Here is a 17,024-nt window from a genome sequence, read left to right as displayed (position 1 = left end):
CCCGCGAGTACCTGCGGTCACGCCCGGCCTTCAATCCACGTTCAACTGATCCAGCATGAAGGCATACCACTCCGCGGTCTGTTGATAGCGCGCGAAGCGGCCGGACTGGCCACCGTGGCCGGCTTCCATATTGGTGCGCAGCAGGATCGGCTTGTTGCCGGTGCCGGTGGCGCGCAACCTGGCGACCCATTTGGCCGGCTCCCAGTACTGCACCTGCGAATCCCATAGCCCGGTATCCACATACAGCGCCGGGTAGTCCTGCGCCTTGATCTGGTCATAGGGCGAGTAGGACAGCATGTAGTCGTAGTAGACCGGATCCTGCGGATTGCCCCACTCGTCGTATTCGTTGGTGGTCAGCGGGATCGTGGTGTCGAGCATGGTGGTGACCACATCCACGAACGGCACGCCGGCGTTCATCACCGCATAGTGCTGCGGCGCCATGTTCGCGACCGCGCCGATCAGCAGGCCGCCGGCGCTGCCACCGGCAGCGGCGACGCGATCCGGTGCGGCATAGCCTTCAGCCACCAGATGCGTGGTCACATCGATGAAGTCGGTGAAGGTATTGATCTTGTTCAGCAATTTGCCGTCCTCGTACCAGTGCCGGCCCAGTTCCTGGCCGCCACGGACGTGCGCGATGGCGTAGACCATGCCGCGATCCAACAGCGACGGCAGCGCGACGTTGAAGCGCGGATCGACGGAGTTGCCGTAGGAGCCGTAGGCGTATTGCAGCAGCGCGGCGCTGCCATCGCGCGGCACATCCTTGCGGTGAACCAGCGATACCGGAATCTTCACCCCGTCACGTGCCGTCGCCCAGATGCGCTCGGTGACGTAGGCGCTGGCGTCGTAACCGAGCACCGGTTCGGTCTTGAGCAGACGACGCTCGCCGCTGGCCACGTTCAGTTCGTAGGTGGTCTGCGGCGTCGTCAGCGAGGTGTAGACGTAGCGCAGCCAGCCGCTGTCCGGCTCGGCGTTGATCGAAAGCCCCATGGTGTAGGCCGGTTCGTCCGCCTTCACCAGGAAAGGCTCGCCGTCGCGCGGCAGCACGCGGATACGGCGCAGGCCTTCGGAGCGTTCACCCAGCGCGACAAAGCCGTGGAACAGCTCGAAGCCGGAGAGGAACACTTCCTCGTCGTGCGCGATCCATTCCTGCCAGCGGGCACGGTCGCCCACGGCGTCCTCGGCCACGGTCATCAGCCGGTAGTTGGGCGCGTCCCAGTCGGTGCGGATCACCCAGCGACCGTCCAGATGATCGGCGTCGTACAGGAAATCACGCTGGCGCGGTGCCAGCACGAAGAAATCCGTCGGGTCTTCCAGCGAAGTGCAACGCAGCTCGCTGGACACCGTGCTCTCCAGCGTGATGCACAGGTACTGCTCGGAGCGGGTGCGCGAAATCCACAGGTAGAAGGTTTCGTCGGCCTCCTCGTAGACCAGCTCGTCGGCGCTGGCCGGAGTGCCGAGGCGATGCCGTTTGACGCGCTTGCCGAGCAGGGTTTCCGGGTCGTTTTCGATGTAGTACAGGGTGCTGTCATCGGCGCCCCATACCAGTGCCGGCGCGATGCCTTCGATCACATCGGCATGCACGTTGCCGGTGGCCAGATCCCGGATCCGCAGCGTGTACTGGCGACGGCCCACGTCATCCTCGACCCAGGCCAGCAGACGTCCGCCGGGGCTGACTTCGTAACTGCCGATCTGGAAATAGCCCTTGTCCTGCGCCAGCGCATTGCCATCGAGCAGGATTTCCTCCGGCGCCTCCATGCTGCCCTTGCGGCGTGCGTGGATCGGGTACTGGCCGCCTTCCTCGTAGCGACTGTAATACCAATAACCCTTTTCCAGAAACGGCACGCTGGCATCGTCCGGCTTGATCCGCGCGACGATCTCGTCATACAGCGTGCTGCGGACCTCGGCCTGCGGCGCCAGCAGCGCATCGGTGTAGGCGTTCTCGGCTTCCAGATAGGCGATGACCGCGGGATTCTCGCGGCTGTCGTCGCGCAGCCAGTAGTACGGGTCTTCGCGGCTGGCACCGTGCGGTGCCACCACCTGGTACGGCTGGGTGGCGGCCATCGGCGGTGCGGGCTGGGATGCCATCGGATTGTTCATCGCATCACGCTGCGGAGTGCTGCCGCAGGCTGCCAGTACGCAGCCTGCCAGCCATGCCAGTGCCCACTTGCCACCGGACGCAAACCTCACTGCGCCGCCCCGTTCGAATCGAACAGGTGCTGCTTCAGATAGGTGTAGGCCAGCGCCTGCATGTGGGCGCGCTGGCGGTTGTCGGCTGCACCGCCGTGACCGCCTTCGATGTTCTCGTAATAGGTCACATCGTGGCCCTGCTCCTGCATGCGCGCGAACATCTTGCGCGCATGGCCCGGATGCACGCGGTCATCGCGGGTGGATGTGGTGAACAGCACCGGCGGGTAACTCACGTCGGCGCGCACGTTCTGGTACGGCGAGTACTGCTTCAGGAATTCCCAGTCGTCGGTGTCCGGGTTGCCGTATTCGGCCATCCACGAGGCACCGGCCAGCAGCTGGTTGTAACGCTTCATGTCCAGCAGCGGCACCTGGCAGACCACTGCGCCGAACAGTTCCGGATACATCACCGTCATATTGCCCATCAGCAGGCCGCCATTGCTGCCGCCCTGGATGCCCAGATGCGCCGGCGCGGTGATGTCGCGCGCGATCAGATCCTGCGCCACGGCTGCGAAGTCCTCGTAGGCACGGTGACGGTGCTGCTTGAGCGCGGCCTGATGCCAGCGCGGGCCGTACTCGCCGCCGCCACGGATATTGGCGACCACGTAGACGCCGCCCTCGGACAGCCAGCCACGTCCGACCGCAGCGCTGTAGCCGGGCAGCAGCGAGACTTCAAAGCCGCCATAGCCGTACAGCAGGGTCGGGTTGCGGCCGTTCCTCACCAGATCCTTGCGTGCCACCATGAAGTACGGCACGCGGGTGCCGTCCTTGCTGGTCGCGAAGTTCTGGGTGATCTCGTACGGGCTGGCGTCGAAGAACGCCGGCAGCTGCTTCAACAGTTCCGGCTCATCGCCGCCGATGCTGCCCAGGTAGAGCGAGGTCGGGGTCAGGTAGTCGGTGACGGTCATGAAGAAGTCGTTGGATTCCTCGTCATCCACCGCGCTGATGCTGACCGTGCCGAAGGCCGGCTGGTGCGGCAGCGGCGTGCGTGCCCAGGTTCCCTCACCGGGCGTGACCAGATAGATGCGGTTCTTCACGTCTTCCAGCACATTGATGTAGACGTGGTCGCGGGTAACGCCGAAGCTGGACAGCGAACTGCGCTCATCCGGCTCGAACACCACCGAAAGCTCACGCTTGCCGGCGATGAAGTCGTCGAAGTTCGCGGCCAGCAGGGAGCCGGCCTGATAGGTCCTGCCATCGACCGTCCAGGGCTCGCGCAGGCGGATCGTCAACCATTCGCGGTAGGCGCTCTTGTTGGCCGAATCGGGCACATCGATCTTGACCAGTTCGCCATCGGCCTGGCGCAGATAGATTTCATTGCTGAAGAAGGCCGGCGCGCGGAACACGAAGTCGCGCTCGTAGCCGCGCGTGCTGTCATGGAAGGCACCGACCGAAACGTCCTCGGCCTGCCCTTCGAACACCACCTTGGCCGCTTCCATCGGCGTGCCGCGCTTCCATTCCTTGACGATGCGGGCGTAGCCGGAGCTGGTCATCGAGCCGTCACCAAAGTCGGTGGCCACGTAGACCGTGTTCTCGTCGATCCAGCCCAGCGAGCCCTTGGCCTCGGGACGGTAGAAGCCGCCTTCGATCCATTCGCGGGTTTCCAGGTTGAACTCCCGCGTCACGTCGGCATCGGCACCGCCGCGCGAAAGATCCACCAGGCAGCGCACCCAGGGTGCGCCCTTTTCCTTCGGCCGCAGGCACGATGCGCCGTGCCAGACCCAGTTTTCGCCTTCGGCCTGGTTCAGCGCGTCGAGGTCGATCAGGGTTTCCCAGGCCGGATTCGGCTTGCGGTATTCATCCAGCGTGGTGCGCCGCCAGATGCCGCGCTGGTTCTGCTGGTCGGTCCAGAAGTTGTAGAAATAATCGCCCTGTTTGTAGACGAACGGGATCTTGTCGTCCGAATCCAGCACTTCCAGCAGGCTTTCTTCCAGCTGCGCGAAACCCGGCGCCGATTCCACCGTCTGGCGGGTCTGTTCGTTGTGCCCGCGCACCCAGTCCAGCGCGGTGTCGCCGCCGACATCCTCCAGCCACAGATAGGGATCTTCCGCCGCAGTGGCAGCCGTGCTGGCGGCGGTCGGGGCCTCCGGGGTCTTTTCGTTCACGGTTGCGCAGGCGGACAGCAGCGCGAGCCCGGCGGGCAGCCAGGCAAGAGCAAGACGGGACATGGCGGAACTCCTGGGTACATGTGGCCGGCACGCTACCACGGCACGGGCCCGTCCGGTGCTTGCCGAAAGTCATGCCCGGCGCGCCTGCGGCGCCGGACTGCGGTGTTGCCGGCGGACATTCCACCGCGCCCGGACCTGCGGTCACCGGCCCTTGCCGGCAATGCCGGCCCGTGGCCCGGCCGGCAACACGGGACCTGTCGCCTGCAACATGTAGAATCGCGGGAAGCGCGCCATTCGAGCGCGAATCACCGAGGGAGTTTCCAATGACTGTACGCATCGCACTGGTCACCGGCGGTACCGGTGGCATCGGCACCGCGATCTGCAAGCGCCTGGCCGATGCCGGGCACAAGGTCGCCACCAACTACCGCGACGAATCCCGCGCCCGCGCCTGGCAGGAGAAGATGCGCGCGGAAGGCTACGAATTCTCGATCTTCCCCGGTGACGTTTCCGACACCGCCTCCTCGCAGGCGCTGGTGGCCGCGATCGAGGCCGAACTCGGGCCGATCGACATCCTGGTCAACAACGCCGGCATCACCCGCGACACCACCTTCCACCGGATGACGCCGGAACAGTGGCACGAGGTGGTCAACACCAACCTCAATGCCTGCTTCAACGTCACCCGCCCGGTGATCGAAGGCATGCGCGCGCGCAAATGGGGCCGCATCGTGCAGATCAGCTCGATCAACGGCCTCAAGGGCCAGTACGGCCAGGCCAACTACGCCGCGGCCAAGGCCGGCATGCATGGTTTCACGATCTCGCTGGCGCGCGAAAACGCCAAGCTGGGCATCACCGTCAACACCGTTTCGCCCGGCTATGTGGGCACCGACATGGTGATGGCGGTGCCGGAGGAAGTACGCGCCAAGATTGTTGCCGACATCCCCACCGGGCGCCTCGGCACACCGGCGGAAATCGCCTACGCGGTGGCCTTCCTGGTCGACGAACAGGCGGCCTGGATCACCGGCTCCAACCTCGACATCAACGGCGGCCACCACATGGGCTGGTAAGCCCGGCTTGCAAGCGCCATCCGGGTACGCGATGCTGAAAAGCCGCCCGGACCGCATCCGGCAGGGCATACCGCCAGCGCGGCTGCCCTCCTCCCCGCCCCGGCGACGGCCGCCAGCAGCGAATCGCCGCCGCTCCGGCCCACTGAAGGCGGATGCGCTGGCACACTTCAGGCATCGGCCATCCGCCGCACTACACAGGCCCTGACATGGCACAGAAACGCGTCATCAAGAAGTATCCCAACCGCCGGCTCTACGACACCGAAATTTCCAGCTACATCACGCTGGAAGACGTTCGGCAGTTGATCTGCGATGGCGAAAGCTTCGAGGTCATCGATGCCAAGAGCGGCGAAGACCTGACCCGCACCGTCCTGCTGCAGATCATCGCCGAGCACGAGGAACGCGGCACGCCGATCTTCTCCACCGAGCTGCTGACCCAGATCATCCGCTTCTACGGTGATGCGCTGCAGGGCTTCATGGGCAATTATCTGGAACGCTCGATGCAGCTGTTCCTGGACCAGCAGAACCAGTTTCGCAGCCAGCTCACCAACCTCATGGGCCAGACCCCGTGGAGCATGTTGAACCAGCTGACCGAACGCAATCTGGATATCTGGAAGAACTTCCAGCAGGGACTGGTCAGCTCGATCCCGGCCGATCAGGCGCGTACCGGCACCGGCACAGGCGCGGGTACCGGCACCAGCGGCCCGGCCCCGACACCGCGTGGCAACACCAAACGCTGAGTCGCAGCAGCATCAAGCACATCGAAAACGGGGCCATCGCGGCCCCGTTTCCGTTTGCGTCTTTCATCGCAGCGGCGGCAGTTTCTCAACGCCGCGACAGCCAGTCGCAGATCGCGGTCGGCACTTCCTGCTGCGCGCGGCTGGAGACGTAGATGCCGATGTGGCCGCCACGGAAAGCCAGTTCGCTGTAGTCGTCGGTACCGACCAGCTCCTTGAGCGCACGCGAAGCGTCCGGCGGCACCAGGTGGTCCTGCAAGGCATAGATGTTCAGCACCGGCATCGTGACATCCCGCAGGCTCGGGGCGCGGTCACCGACCCGGATGCCGCCGTTGATAAAACCGTTGCCCTTGTAGAACTGGTTGACGAACTGGCGCAGCATTTCCCCGGCCTGGTCGGGTGAATCGAAGATCCACTTTTCCATCCGCAGGAAATCCTCGACCTGGCCGGCGTTTTCCAGCGTGTCGACAAACCCCGCGTATTTCTGGAAATTGAGCCGGAACGGCTTGAGCATCAGGTAGCACAGGTTCATCTGGTCGGCCGGCACATTGCCGAGCGTGTCGACCATCAGGTCCATGTCGATCGACTGGACCCAGCGCGAGAGCAGATTGTCCGGGGTGTGGAAATCCACCGGCGTGACCGTGGTGATCAGGTTGCGGACCTTGTCCGGATGCAGCGCGGCATAACACAGCGCCATCACCCCGCCCTGGCAGATGCCGACCAGATTGACCGCATCGATGCCGTGGCTGGCGCGCAGGAAATCGACGCAGCCACCGAGCAGGCGCTCGACGTAGTCCTCCATGTCCAGATAGCGGTCGGACCGGTCCGGATAGCCCCAGTCGATCAGGTAGACATCTTCGCCGCGCGCCAGCAAGCCGCGCACCAGCGAACGGTTTTCCTGCAGATCGACCATGTAGGGGCGGTTGACCAGGGCATAGCTGATCAGCAGCGGCACCGCACCCTTGCGCCGGTTCGGGTTGGCGTAGCGGTACAGGGTGAGCTTGTCGTCGCGGTAGACCGCGTCCTTGGGCGAACAACCGAAGTCGACATCGCCCACCTCGCGCAGGGTGCGCGGGCCGGTGGCCAGACGACGGCCGAAATCGGCCATCTCGCGGCCGAACCGGAACGGGTCAAGGCTGCTCGGAGCGATCATTTGCTGGCCCTCCTGCGTGGCGCTGCTTCAGTTTTCCGGGCGGGCGCGGCGACACCGATTGCGCGCGGTAGCGAGACGATCGGCAGCACATTGCCCGAGGCTGCGGATGCGGGCCCGGTGCGTGCGGCGCGGGCCTTGGTCGCGGCCTTGGTCACCGCTTTCGTTGCGGCCCTGGTCGCGGCTTTGGCGCGGGGCTTTTCCGGTTTGGGCGTGGTTGCCTTCTCCGGTTTTTCGGCCTTGGCCGAAGCTGCGGTCTTCAGCGCCTTGCCGGTTCTGGCCTTGCGTACCGGCGCGGCAGTGGCGGCGGCGCGGCGCGGCTTTTTCGCCGGCGCCGCAGATACGTCCGTTGTTGCGGCAGGTGCCGCCTCTGCCGCCGCGCCGTGCAGCGGCACCACGGCGGGGGATGCTTCGGCCGATGCGGGTTTTGCGCTCGCCGCAGACACGGGATTGCGCTGCGGACGATCCGCGCCATGCAGGGCTTCGACCTGAGCGCGCAGGCGGCGCAGCTCACGTTGCAGTTCGGCGATGCGACGGTGGTCGGCTTCCACCTCCTGGCGCGTGGGCAGGCCAAGCGATTCAGCCAGACGGTTGATCTGGTCGGCCATCGCGGCGCGGACCCGCAACTGTGCGTTGGTGTAGGCACCCAGTGCGGCGACGAATTCATCGCTGCCTGCATGTTCGGCCCAGGCCTGCTCGCCGGCCTCGATCCATTCGTCGAACAGCGCGCGCATCGACGGCAGCGGCTCGCCGGAACTTTCCTGCGCACGTGCCGCCAGACGTTGTTCAAACAGGCGCTGCGCCTGGCTCAGAATCTTCCCGAGCAGTTCGGAAAACGCGCGTGCCGCCTGCTGGTAATCCAGTTGCGCCAGCATCGCCTGCTGCCAGCGTTCGACGTGCTCGCGCATCGGCCCGACCTGCGGCGTGGACAGCGCCTCGCGCCAGGATTTTTCGACATCGGCCAGCGGTGCCGGTGTCTGCGCTGCGGCGGCCATCGCTGGCGCCATTGCTTCCAGCAGTTGGCGCCACTGTTCGATGCCAGCGCCGGTTTGCGTTGCAGGCGTGGCGAACTGCGCGGCCAAATGCTGCCACTGGCCCTGCGCCAGCGTCGAGAGCTGGTCGAACATGCCCGAGAACATGCCGCCCACACCAGGCGCACTGCCCGCCATCGCGCCGGGCATCATGCCCGGCATCTGTGCCAAAGCCACCCACGGCGCCGTACCTGCCCACGGTGCGCCCGCACCCCAGTTCTGGCCGGGCGACCACGCCGACTGTCCAAACAGCGCGGACAGATCCGGCATTCCCGTCATGCCGTGCATCCCCGACATGCCGGAAAACCCGGCCGCCGCTGGCGCACCCTGGGACTGGAAAGCGGACATCGTCTCGCGGAAGGCACGCATCCAGGGTTCCAAACCGGGATACTGCGTGCCACTGGCCGTATTCATGGGCATTCTCCTGTTGCGATCGCGCCTCATAGTATGCCGTGACGCCGCGCAACGCCGATGACAGCCTGCGCACCCCGCCACCCTCCGGAACCGCCATGAGTGATTCATCATCTCCCGCACCCGTGCCCGGCCGTGATCCGCTGCCGCGCCGCACCACGCCCACCTGGGAAATGGAACTGCTGATTTCCGGTGCCACGGTGTTCTCGCTGCTGCAGGTGCCGCGTCTGATGGATCAGGTCTATTACGCGCTGGTGCCGCGTCTGGACGCGGTCTACCAGCCGGTCGCAACGATGCCGTACCTGTACCTGATGACCGCCTGCCTGGCACTGATCCTGACCTTCCTGCTGCACCTGTGCGTGCGCGGTTACTGGGTGGCGCTGGTCGGGCTGGTGTCGGTGTATCCGCGCGGCGTGGACTGGGATTCGCTGCCGTGGGGACCGGCCTTCGTCAAGGCGCTGCGGCGCCACACGCCGCCACCCGAGGACATCATCGAGCGCTACGACAACCGCGCCAGCCAGGTGTTCGGCTTCGGCATGGGGCTGGCGTATCTGGCGCTGGGCATCGCGCTGATGGTGATCCTGGTGATCGCACTGGTGGTGGCGATGCACGAGTTGTCGGGCCGGCGCCTGGGCGTGAACGCGCTGCTGCTGGGTTGCATGATCCTGTTCTTCGCGCCCTATCTGCTGCTGTACACGATCGACAGCCGGCTGCGTGCCAGACCGGCACGCTTCCCGCGCCTGACCGGCTGGCTGGACTGCTTCTTCGACCGCTTGTTGCGCTTCCGCTTCCTGCACGGCACCAACTATCCGCTGCTGCTGTTTTCCGCCCATGCCGGCGGCCATCGTGGCTCCATCGCACTGGCCAGCGTGCTGTTGCTGCTGATCGGCGTAGCCGCGATCCGGCTGGATGGCGCCGATCCGCTGCGTCATCTGGACGGCTCCGACCTGTTCCGTGCCGAAGCCAGCGACGGACGCACGCTGGACCCGCGCCGTTACGCCGACCAACGCGCGCGCCTGGACAATCTGCGCCCCAGCATCCACATCCCGTCCGAGCGGATCGAAGGCGACTGGCTGCGCCTGTTCATCCCCTTGCGTCCGTCCCACGACAGCGATGCACTGCTACGGCTGTGCCCGCAACTGGCCGATCCCCATGCCGCCACGCCGGATGCGGTGCTGGACTGCATGCCGCAGCGTTTCCGGCTCTGGCTCGACGATGTGCCGGTGTCCGCGCCAACCTTCGATTACGCGCACGATCCGATCCAGGGCCTGCGCGGCGTGGTCGCGATGCTGGATGTGCGCACGCTGGCACCGGGCCGCCATGTGCTGAAACTGGAAGATGGCGATGTGCCGGATGCCGCGGCACCGCCCTCATCCGATGACACGAAGACCGAGCAGGAAAGCGCGGTGCTGCGCATCCCGTTCTGGCGCTGATTCAGGTGTTGGAATCCTCCCGCACCCGCGACGTCATCACCCGCGCCCGAGCGCCGCGTCGGACCAAAGTACGACGCAGCCTGTGGCACCGCCCTGCTAGGCTTCGCCGCGATCGCGCCGCCGGCGCACGCATCTTTTCCCTCGGAGAACCACACATGACCTCCCTCACCATTCTTGTCACCGGTGCCGGCAGCGGCATCGGCGCCGGCATTGCCGAACATCTGGCCGCCGCCGGCCACCATCTGGTGGTCACCGATCTCAACCTCGAGGCCGCCACCCAGGTCGCGGCCGGCATCGGCGCAGCCGGTGGCTCGGCCGAAGCGCATGCGCTGGACGTGACGTCCGACGACAGCGTCGCAGCGCTGCTGCCGGCGCTGTCGCGCCCGGTCGATGTGCTGGTCAACAACGCCGGCTTGCAGCATGTTGCGCCGCTGGAAGAGTTCCCGATCGGCAAATGGGGTTTCCTCGTCGATGTGATGCTGACCGGCGTGGCGCGCGTGACCCAGGCGTTGCTGCCGTCGATGCGCGAACGCGGCTTCGGCCGCATCGTCAACATCGGCTCGATCCACTCGCTGGTCGGCAGCCGCTACAAGAGCGCCTATGTCGCGGCCAAGCACGGCCTGCTGGGCTTTTCCAAGGTGCTGGCACTGGAAACCGCCGATACCGACATCACCATCAACACCATCTGCCCGACCTACCTGAAGACGCCGCTGGTGGAAAAACAGATCGCCGACCAGGCCCGCACCAACAACATCCCGGAAGAACAGGTGGTCAGCGAAATCATGCTCAAGCCGATGCCCAAGGGTGTGTTCATCACGTTCGAGGAAGTAGCCGGCATCACCGCCTTCCTGTGCTCGCCGGCGGCGCGCAACATCACCGGCCAGGCCATCACCGTGGATGGCGGCTGGACGGTGCAGTAAGCAGCTTCCTTCACGCAGCGGACCGGCAGCAACGACGCCGGGCGCGACAAGACGGGCCTGTGCCTCGATAATCGGGGCCATGCCCAGGTTGCTGATCGCCGACGACCACCCGCTGTTCCGTGCCGCACTGACCCAGGCGGCAGTGGCGGCCGCGCCGGACTGCCAGGTGCTGGAAGCGTCCGACCTGGAAAGCGCACTGGCGCTGCTGGAATCCGACCCGGACATCGATCTGGTGCTGCTGGATCTGCACATGCCCGGCAACCATGGCCTGGCCGGGCTGGCGGCAGTACGCGCACAGTTTCCGCAGGTGGCAGTGGCAGTCTGCTCCGGCCACGACGACCCGCGCGTGGTGCGGCGCGTACTCGATCACGGCGCCGCCGGCTTCGTGCCCAAGCGCACCGACATGGCGCAGATCCGCCACGCCATCGCCGCGATGCTGGATTGTGAAACCTGGCTGCCCGACGACCTGCACCGGGCCATGGCAGATACCGCTTCCAACCCCGCCGACAGCGATCTTGCCGCCCGCCTTGCCAGCCTGACGCCACAGCAGTTCCGGGTACTGAACCTGATCGCCGAAGGGCTGTTGAACAAACAGATCGCCGACCGCCTTGATGTACAGGAGCGCACCGTGAAAGCCCACGTCAGCGCGATCTTCGAAAAACTCGGCGTGCGCAACCGCACCCAGGCCAGCCTGCTGCTGCGCGAACTGGCACTGAGCGAACCGGGTGCGCTGGATGGCGATCCGGCAAGGGACTGAGCCGGCATTTGCAATCACCGAACCCGAGCGAATCCAACACGTAGCCCGGGCAAGCGCAGCGCACCCGGGGACAAGATCATCGGGAAAGCCAACCCCGGATGCGGCCTTCGGCCTTACCCGGGCCACGTGGGCGGGCTGCGATTCAGCCGGCCAGTGCCCGCAAGGTCTGCGCCGGCGGCATCCGCGCGATGCGCCGGGTGGCGATCAGGCCGGTGACGGCGACCACAAGGATGCCAAGCGCACCACCAGCCAGCGCCACGCGCCAGTCCGGCGCCCACGCTTGCTCGAATACCTGTACCGCGATGGCACCGGAAATCACGCTGGCGGCAATCGCGGCCACCACTCCGGCAATCGCACCGATGGCGATGAATTCGGACGCATGCGCCAGCCGCAACTGCGCGGTGCGCGCGCCCAGCACGCGCATCACGCCGCCTTCCAGCAGGCGCTCGTCCTGGCTGGCGCTGATCGAGGCCAGCAACACCAGCACGCCGGCCAGCAGGGTGAAATAGAAAACGTATTCGACCGCGCCGGCGACCTGATCGGCGGTGCTGCGGACCTGGTCGATGACCGCGTCGATATCGACCACCGACAGGTTCGGATAGGCCTCCACCAGCGCCCGCGTCAGCGCCGGATCGCCGCGCTCCACACGCGCCGAGGTGATGTAACTGGCGGTGTGCGCATCGAGCGGGCCAAGCGGGGTCTCGACGAAGAAATTGGGCCGGAAACTTTCCCAGTCCACCCGCCGCAGGCTGGTGATCGGCGCTTCGAAATGGCTGCCGGCAATATCGAAACCAATCACATCGCCCACCTTCCAGCCGAAGCCGTCAGCCATGCCCTGCTCCACTGAAAACTGCGGGCTGGAATCCCCCGCCTGCCAGAACCTGCCGGCGACGACAGCGTTGTCACTCTCGCGCAGCGTGGCGACCGAGCTGAGATTGAATTCGCGTTCGGCCAGGCGGCGCGCACGGTCGCCGCGCGCGGCATAGGTTTCGCCCGATACCGGTTCGCCGTTCACCGTGGCCAGACGGGCGCGCACCATCGGGTACAGCGTCGGAGCCTGTTCGCCGTGCTGTTGCAGGATGCTGCGCACGCCGTCCAGCTGATCGGGCTGCACGTTGACGATGAAACGGTTCGGCGCGTCTTCCGGGAACGACTGCTGCCAGCGCCCGAGCAGGTCGCTGCGCACCAGCGTCAGCAGCAGGATCGCCATCAGACCCAGACCCAGTGAGGCGATCTGCGCGATGCTGGCGGCACGACGGCGGCTGACGTTCGCCAGACCATAACGCCACGGCCCGCGCATCCGCGTGCGCAGCCGCGTCAGCGCCGCCACCAGTACCAGCGCCAGCAGCGCCAGCACCACGAAGGTGCCGGCGATGCCGCCCAGCATGGTCAGCGCCAGCGTCGGCGAACCGGCCTTCCACCACAACAACGCCGCAACGCCGCCCAGCCCGGCCAGCGTCACCAGCAGCGCGCCCGGCTCGACCGCGCCGATATCGCGCCGCAGGACACGCAGCGCCGGCACCTTGCGCAAGGCCACCACCGGCGGCACCGCAAACGCCAGCAGCACAACAAAACCCACGGCGAAACCTTGGGCCACCGGCAACCAACCCGCCGCCGGCACCGCGATGTTCATGATCTGCGCAAGCCAACCGCTCAGCAGCGACTGCACCGCCCAGCCGCCCAGCACACCGAGGCCGCAGCCGATCAGGCCCAGCATCATCAACTCACCGATGTGGATGATCGAAATCGTGCGTTGGCTGGCACCCAGGCAGCGCAGCACCGCGCAGCCATCCAGATGGCGCGCGCTGTGACGCCGCGCCGCCATCGCCACCGCGATCGCGGCCAGGATCACCGCGACCAGCGAGGCCAGCCCGAGAAAACGGTCGGCCCGATCCAGCGCGCGCCGCACTTCCGGCCGCGCATCGGCCACGGTTTCCAGCCGCTGTCCTCGTTCCAGCCGGTTCTGCATCGCATCGACGAAACCCTGCGCCGCGCCATCGTCGGACGCGACGATGAAACGGTGGGTGATGCGGCTGCCTTCCTGCACCAGACCGGTGGCATGGATCTCGTCCAGCCGCACGAACACGCGCGGCGCGACGTTGAAATAGTCCATCGCCGCATCCGGTTCCTGCGCCACCAGCGCGGCCACACGCAGTTCCGATTGCCCCAGCCGCACCGTGTCGCCGACAGCCACATCCAGCAGTTGCGCGCCGGCGCGGGTCAGCCAGACATTGCCCGGTGCCGGCAGGCCGTCGGCCTCGTATTCGCCGGCGCCTTCGTCGATACGGTAGCGGCCGCGCAACGGGAAGCCCTCACCCAGCGCGCGCACTTCGGACAGGCTCAGGCCCTCACCGGCGCGCAGCATGCTGCGGAACGACCAGGTTTCAGTCTGGCGAAGACCCAGTTTGCGCGCCAGCTCGCGCGGCATTTCGCCTATCGCTTCATCGCCGCGCAGCACCACGTCGCCACCGAGCAGGCGGTTGGCTTCCAGCGCCAGCGCGCGCTCGGCGCGTTCGGTGACAAACGCCACCGCCGTCACCGCCATCACCGCCAGTGCCAGCGCGGCCAGCAACACGCGGACTTCACCCGCGCGCAGATCGCGGCGCAGGAAGCGCCACGCCAGACGCCAACCGGTCATGACGCCAACAGCCCGCAGTTCTCACGCCAATTCTGCTGCGACCGCCCATCCATCCGCTGTGAAAGGCGCTTTGAGCCGCTTGCCGAACTTGACGTAGTGCCTGCTACGCCTGCGTCCGGCAACCGGCTCGAATCACCTTCCACAACGGCGTCTGGTCGGTCTCGCGACGAATCGGCGTGAGAACTGCGGGCTAGCCGACCTGCGTCGATGTGCAATACGCGGTCGCAGCGTGCGGCCAGTTCGGGATCGTGCGTGACCAGCACCAGCGTGGTGCCCGATTCGGCATTCATCTGGAACAGCAGGTTCACCACCGCCTCGCCGGTGTGGGTGTCGAGGTTGCCGGTGGGTTCGTCGGCGAACAGCACCTGCGGCCGTGTCACGAAGGCACGTGCCAGCGCAACACGCTGCTGCTCGCCGCCGGACAGCTGGCGCGGATAGTGGTTCAGCCGCTCGCCCAGACCGACGGCTTCCAGGATCGCCTGCGCCGGGCCGCGCGCATCGCGTTCGCCGCGCAGTTCCAGCGGCAGCATCGCGTTTTCCAGCGCCGTCAGCGAGGGCAGCAATTGAAAGGCCTGGAACACGAAACCGACCTGTTCACCACGCAGCCTGGCGCGGCCATCCTCGTCCAACCCGGCCAGCCAGGTGCCGGCCAGTTCCACATCGCCGCTGCTGGGCGTATCCAGCCCGGCCAGCAATGACAGCAGCGTGGATTTGCCCGAACCCGAGGCACCGACGATCGCCACGCGCTCGCCGGCGCGGATCGAGAAATCCACGCCTTCCAGTATCGTTAACGGGCCCGAAGGCAGACTCACTCGCTTGCCCAATTGACGGGCGCGCACCATCACGGTGTCGGTATCTGCGGCGGCTTTCGCAGGCACAGGCGAACGGGTGGCGGCGTCGGAAACCGTCATGGGCACTTCCACTTGAATCAATTAGGAACCCGTCACAATGCGGACTCCATCGACCTGGCGCAAGGTGTATGCGCTGCTGATCGCGTTCTTCTTCATCGCCCAGACATCGGCGCTGGCGGCCGAACCACAACGCACCGTGCTGGTGATGGGCGACTCGCTCTCGGCCGCCTACGGGCTTTCACCGGAGCAGGGCTGGGTCGCGCTGCTCGGCCAGCGCCTGAGTGAATCCCATCCGGACTGGCGTGTGGTCAACGCCAGCGTCAGCGGCGAAACCACCGGCGGCGGCGCGGCGCGGTTCCCGCGTGCACTGGAAGAACACGCGCCGGACATCGTGATCCTGGAGCTAGGAGCCAACGACGCACTGCGCGGCCTGCCGCTGCAACCCGCGCAAGCCAACCTGCAACGCATCATCGATGCCGCGCACGCGGCCAACGCCAGGGTGCTGCTGGCCGGCGTCGAAATTCCACCCAACTACGGCCCGGAGTATGCGAACGCCTTCCGCGCGATGTTCGCCACGCTGGCGCAGGAAAACGATCTGGCCTTCATCCCGTTCCTGCTCGAACCCATCGCCACCGACCTTGCCGCCTTCCTGCCCGACACCATCCACCCCACCGCCGAATCCCAGCCGAAGGTGCTGGAGCATGTCTGGCAGACGCTGGAACCGATGCTGGATTGACCTGCATTTCATGCCGGCTCCGCCTCAGCACCCGGCATCCACTTGCGCCGGTTGCCACCACGCACCCCGGAACGTAGCCCGTATATGGACTCCTCCTCTAGCGCAACCCCATCGGACGGGAAGATCACCGCGAACGTATATTCGGCTTCATGAGTGGGGCCGTCGCCCCGAGCCTAGATGGGTCAATCGCTGCCAAGCTGCCTATCGGATAAGCGGCACGTCATGTGCCTGCGGGCTACACGGCATTTGCTTGGCCGGATTCGATCCTGGTTCCGTCTTCCGGGTGCGCTGTGTGGATGGGCTTCCTTGCCTTGGGGGTTACACGGTGGCCGCTGCGGGCTTGCCGTAGCGGTAAGGTTCGCCGTGTTTGATCACGGCGTAGATGATGCGGGCCAGGCGGTTGGCGACCGCCACCACCACGGCGTTGCGTGGTTTGCGTGGCAACAATCTCTGCGCCAACTGGCTGATCGGGTCATCGCGCCGGGCACTGACATTGACCACGCTCTGGCTGCCTTGTATCAGCAGGCGACGCAGGTACGGATCGCCGCGTTTGGTGATAGCGCCCAACTGTCGTGTCTGGCCAGACGAGTGCTCGCTGGGTGTGACCCCCATGCTGGCGGCAAACTGGCGGGCATCGGCGAAGCGGCGCACATCGTTGCCGAACTGCGCCAGCACCGCCGTGGCGATGATGGCACCCACGCCGTGGATGCTGTCCAGCCTCCGTGCCACGGGGTGATGTTTGGCGACCTGCGCCAGGCGACGGTTCACCTGCACGAGTTGCTCGTCGATGAAGGCGATCTGTTGTTTGACCTGCACCAGTATCTGGATCAGAGCCGGCGTGACCTCACCGCCCGGCGGCGCTTCCAGCGTCGTCAGCAGCGCTTCCACGCCTCCCTCGCCACGCGCGGCCACCCAGCCGCGCTCGGCCAACAGGCCGCGCAACTGGTTGATGCACGCTGTGCGCTGCCCCACCAGCAGATCACGTAGACAGTGCTCGGCGCTCAGGT

13 protein-coding genes are annotated in these 17,024 nt (G+C 66.2%); 6 read left to right on the top strand and 7 right to left on the bottom strand.

Going from position 1 to position 17,024, the window contains the following annotated elements; all coding sequences use genetic code 11:
* Positions 1-30: 30 nt before the first annotated feature.
* Entirely contained in the window at positions 31-2,085 is a 2,055-nt protein-coding gene (locus tag WDB66_RS00065; protein WP_339396383.1) for a S9 family peptidase, read from the bottom strand.
* 98 nt (positions 2,086-2,183) lie between these two features.
* Positions 2,184-4,352: a prolyl oligopeptidase family serine peptidase gene (locus tag WDB66_RS00060; RefSeq protein ID WP_339396382.1), complete on the bottom strand. Its 2,169-nt coding sequence runs from the start codon at positions 4,350-4,352 to the stop codon at positions 2,184-2,186.
* A 263-nt stretch (positions 4,353-4,615) separates the two neighbouring features.
* Here WDB66_RS00060 and phbB point away from each other — a divergent pair, with 263 nt between their 5' ends.
* Complete coding sequence (phbB, locus tag WDB66_RS00055) at positions 4,616-5,356, top strand: acetoacetyl-CoA reductase (protein ID WP_339396381.1); 741 nt, start codon at positions 4,616-4,618, stop codon at positions 5,354-5,356.
* A 206-nt stretch (positions 5,357-5,562) separates the two neighbouring features.
* Positions 5,563-6,093, top strand: coding sequence for a polyhydroxyalkanoate synthesis repressor PhaR (phaR, locus tag WDB66_RS00050; protein WP_339396380.1), 531 nt, complete (start codon positions 5,563-5,565; stop codon positions 6,091-6,093).
* An 85-nt stretch (positions 6,094-6,178) separates the two neighbouring features.
* Here phaR and phaC read toward each other — a convergent pair whose 3' ends face one another.
* The gene (phaC, locus tag WDB66_RS00045; protein WP_339396379.1) at positions 6,179-7,243 is read right to left on the bottom strand and encodes a class III poly(R)-hydroxyalkanoic acid synthase subunit PhaC; all 1,065 of its coding nucleotides are present in this window, start codon (positions 7,241-7,243) and stop codon (positions 6,179-6,181) included.
* Complete coding sequence (locus WDB66_RS00040) at positions 7,240-8,685, bottom strand: poly(R)-hydroxyalkanoic acid synthase subunit PhaE (protein WP_339396378.1); 1,446 nt, start codon at positions 8,683-8,685, stop codon at positions 7,240-7,242. Before WDB66_RS00040 ends, phaC begins: the two co-directional genes overlap by 4 nt.
* A 95-nt stretch (positions 8,686-8,780) precedes the next feature.
* Between WDB66_RS00040 and WDB66_RS00035 the strand changes: the two genes are divergently transcribed.
* The 3 genes from WDB66_RS00035 (at position 8,781) to WDB66_RS00025 (ending at position 11,792) form a co-directional block, all read left to right on the top strand.
* A complete protein-coding gene (locus WDB66_RS00035; RefSeq protein WP_339396377.1) occupies positions 8,781-10,115 on the top strand; it encodes a hypothetical protein in 1,335 nt (444 codons plus the stop codon).
* Between the two features lie 155 nt (positions 10,116-10,270).
* Positions 10,271-11,035 carry a 3-hydroxybutyrate dehydrogenase gene (locus tag WDB66_RS00030; RefSeq protein ID WP_339396376.1) on the top strand — a complete coding sequence of 255 codons (765 nt, stop codon included), beginning with the start codon at positions 10,271-10,273 and terminating at the stop codon, positions 11,033-11,035.
* A gap of 79 nt (positions 11,036-11,114) precedes the next feature.
* A complete protein-coding gene (locus WDB66_RS00025) occupies positions 11,115-11,792 on the top strand; it encodes a response regulator (protein WP_339396375.1) in 678 nt (225 codons plus the stop codon).
* 142 nt (positions 11,793-11,934) lie between these two features.
* On the opposite strand, the gene WDB66_RS00020 is transcribed toward WDB66_RS00025, so the two are convergent.
* A complete protein-coding gene (locus WDB66_RS00020; protein ID WP_339396374.1) occupies positions 11,935-14,430 on the bottom strand; it encodes an ABC transporter permease in 2,496 nt (831 codons plus the stop codon).
* Positions 14,427-15,341, bottom strand: coding sequence for an ABC transporter ATP-binding protein (locus tag WDB66_RS00015; protein ID WP_489670798.1), 915 nt, complete (start codon positions 15,339-15,341; stop codon positions 14,427-14,429). The genes WDB66_RS00020 and WDB66_RS00015 overlap by 4 nt, the downstream gene beginning before the upstream one ends.
* Before the next feature lie 37 nt (positions 15,342-15,378).
* Here WDB66_RS00015 and WDB66_RS00010 point away from each other — a divergent pair, with 37 nt between their 5' ends.
* Complete coding sequence (locus WDB66_RS00010; protein WP_339396373.1) at positions 15,379-16,017, top strand: arylesterase; 639 nt, start codon at positions 15,379-15,381, stop codon at positions 16,015-16,017.
* Positions 16,018-16,335: 318 nt separating this feature from the next.
* On the opposite strand, the gene WDB66_RS00005 is transcribed toward WDB66_RS00010, so the two are convergent.
* On the bottom strand, positions 16,336-17,024 hold a 689-nt coding region (locus tag WDB66_RS00005; protein ID WP_339396372.1), incomplete at its 5' end, for an IS110 family RNA-guided transposase.

Origin of the sequence: Denitratimonas organivorans (genome assembly GCF_037478135.1) — a bacterium.
In the GTDB taxonomy this organism is placed as follows: domain Bacteria; phylum Pseudomonadota; class Gammaproteobacteria; order Xanthomonadales; family Xanthomonadaceae; genus Denitratimonas.
Note: the sequence above shows the minus strand (reverse complement) of the source record. Positions and strands in the feature narration are given on the sequence as shown.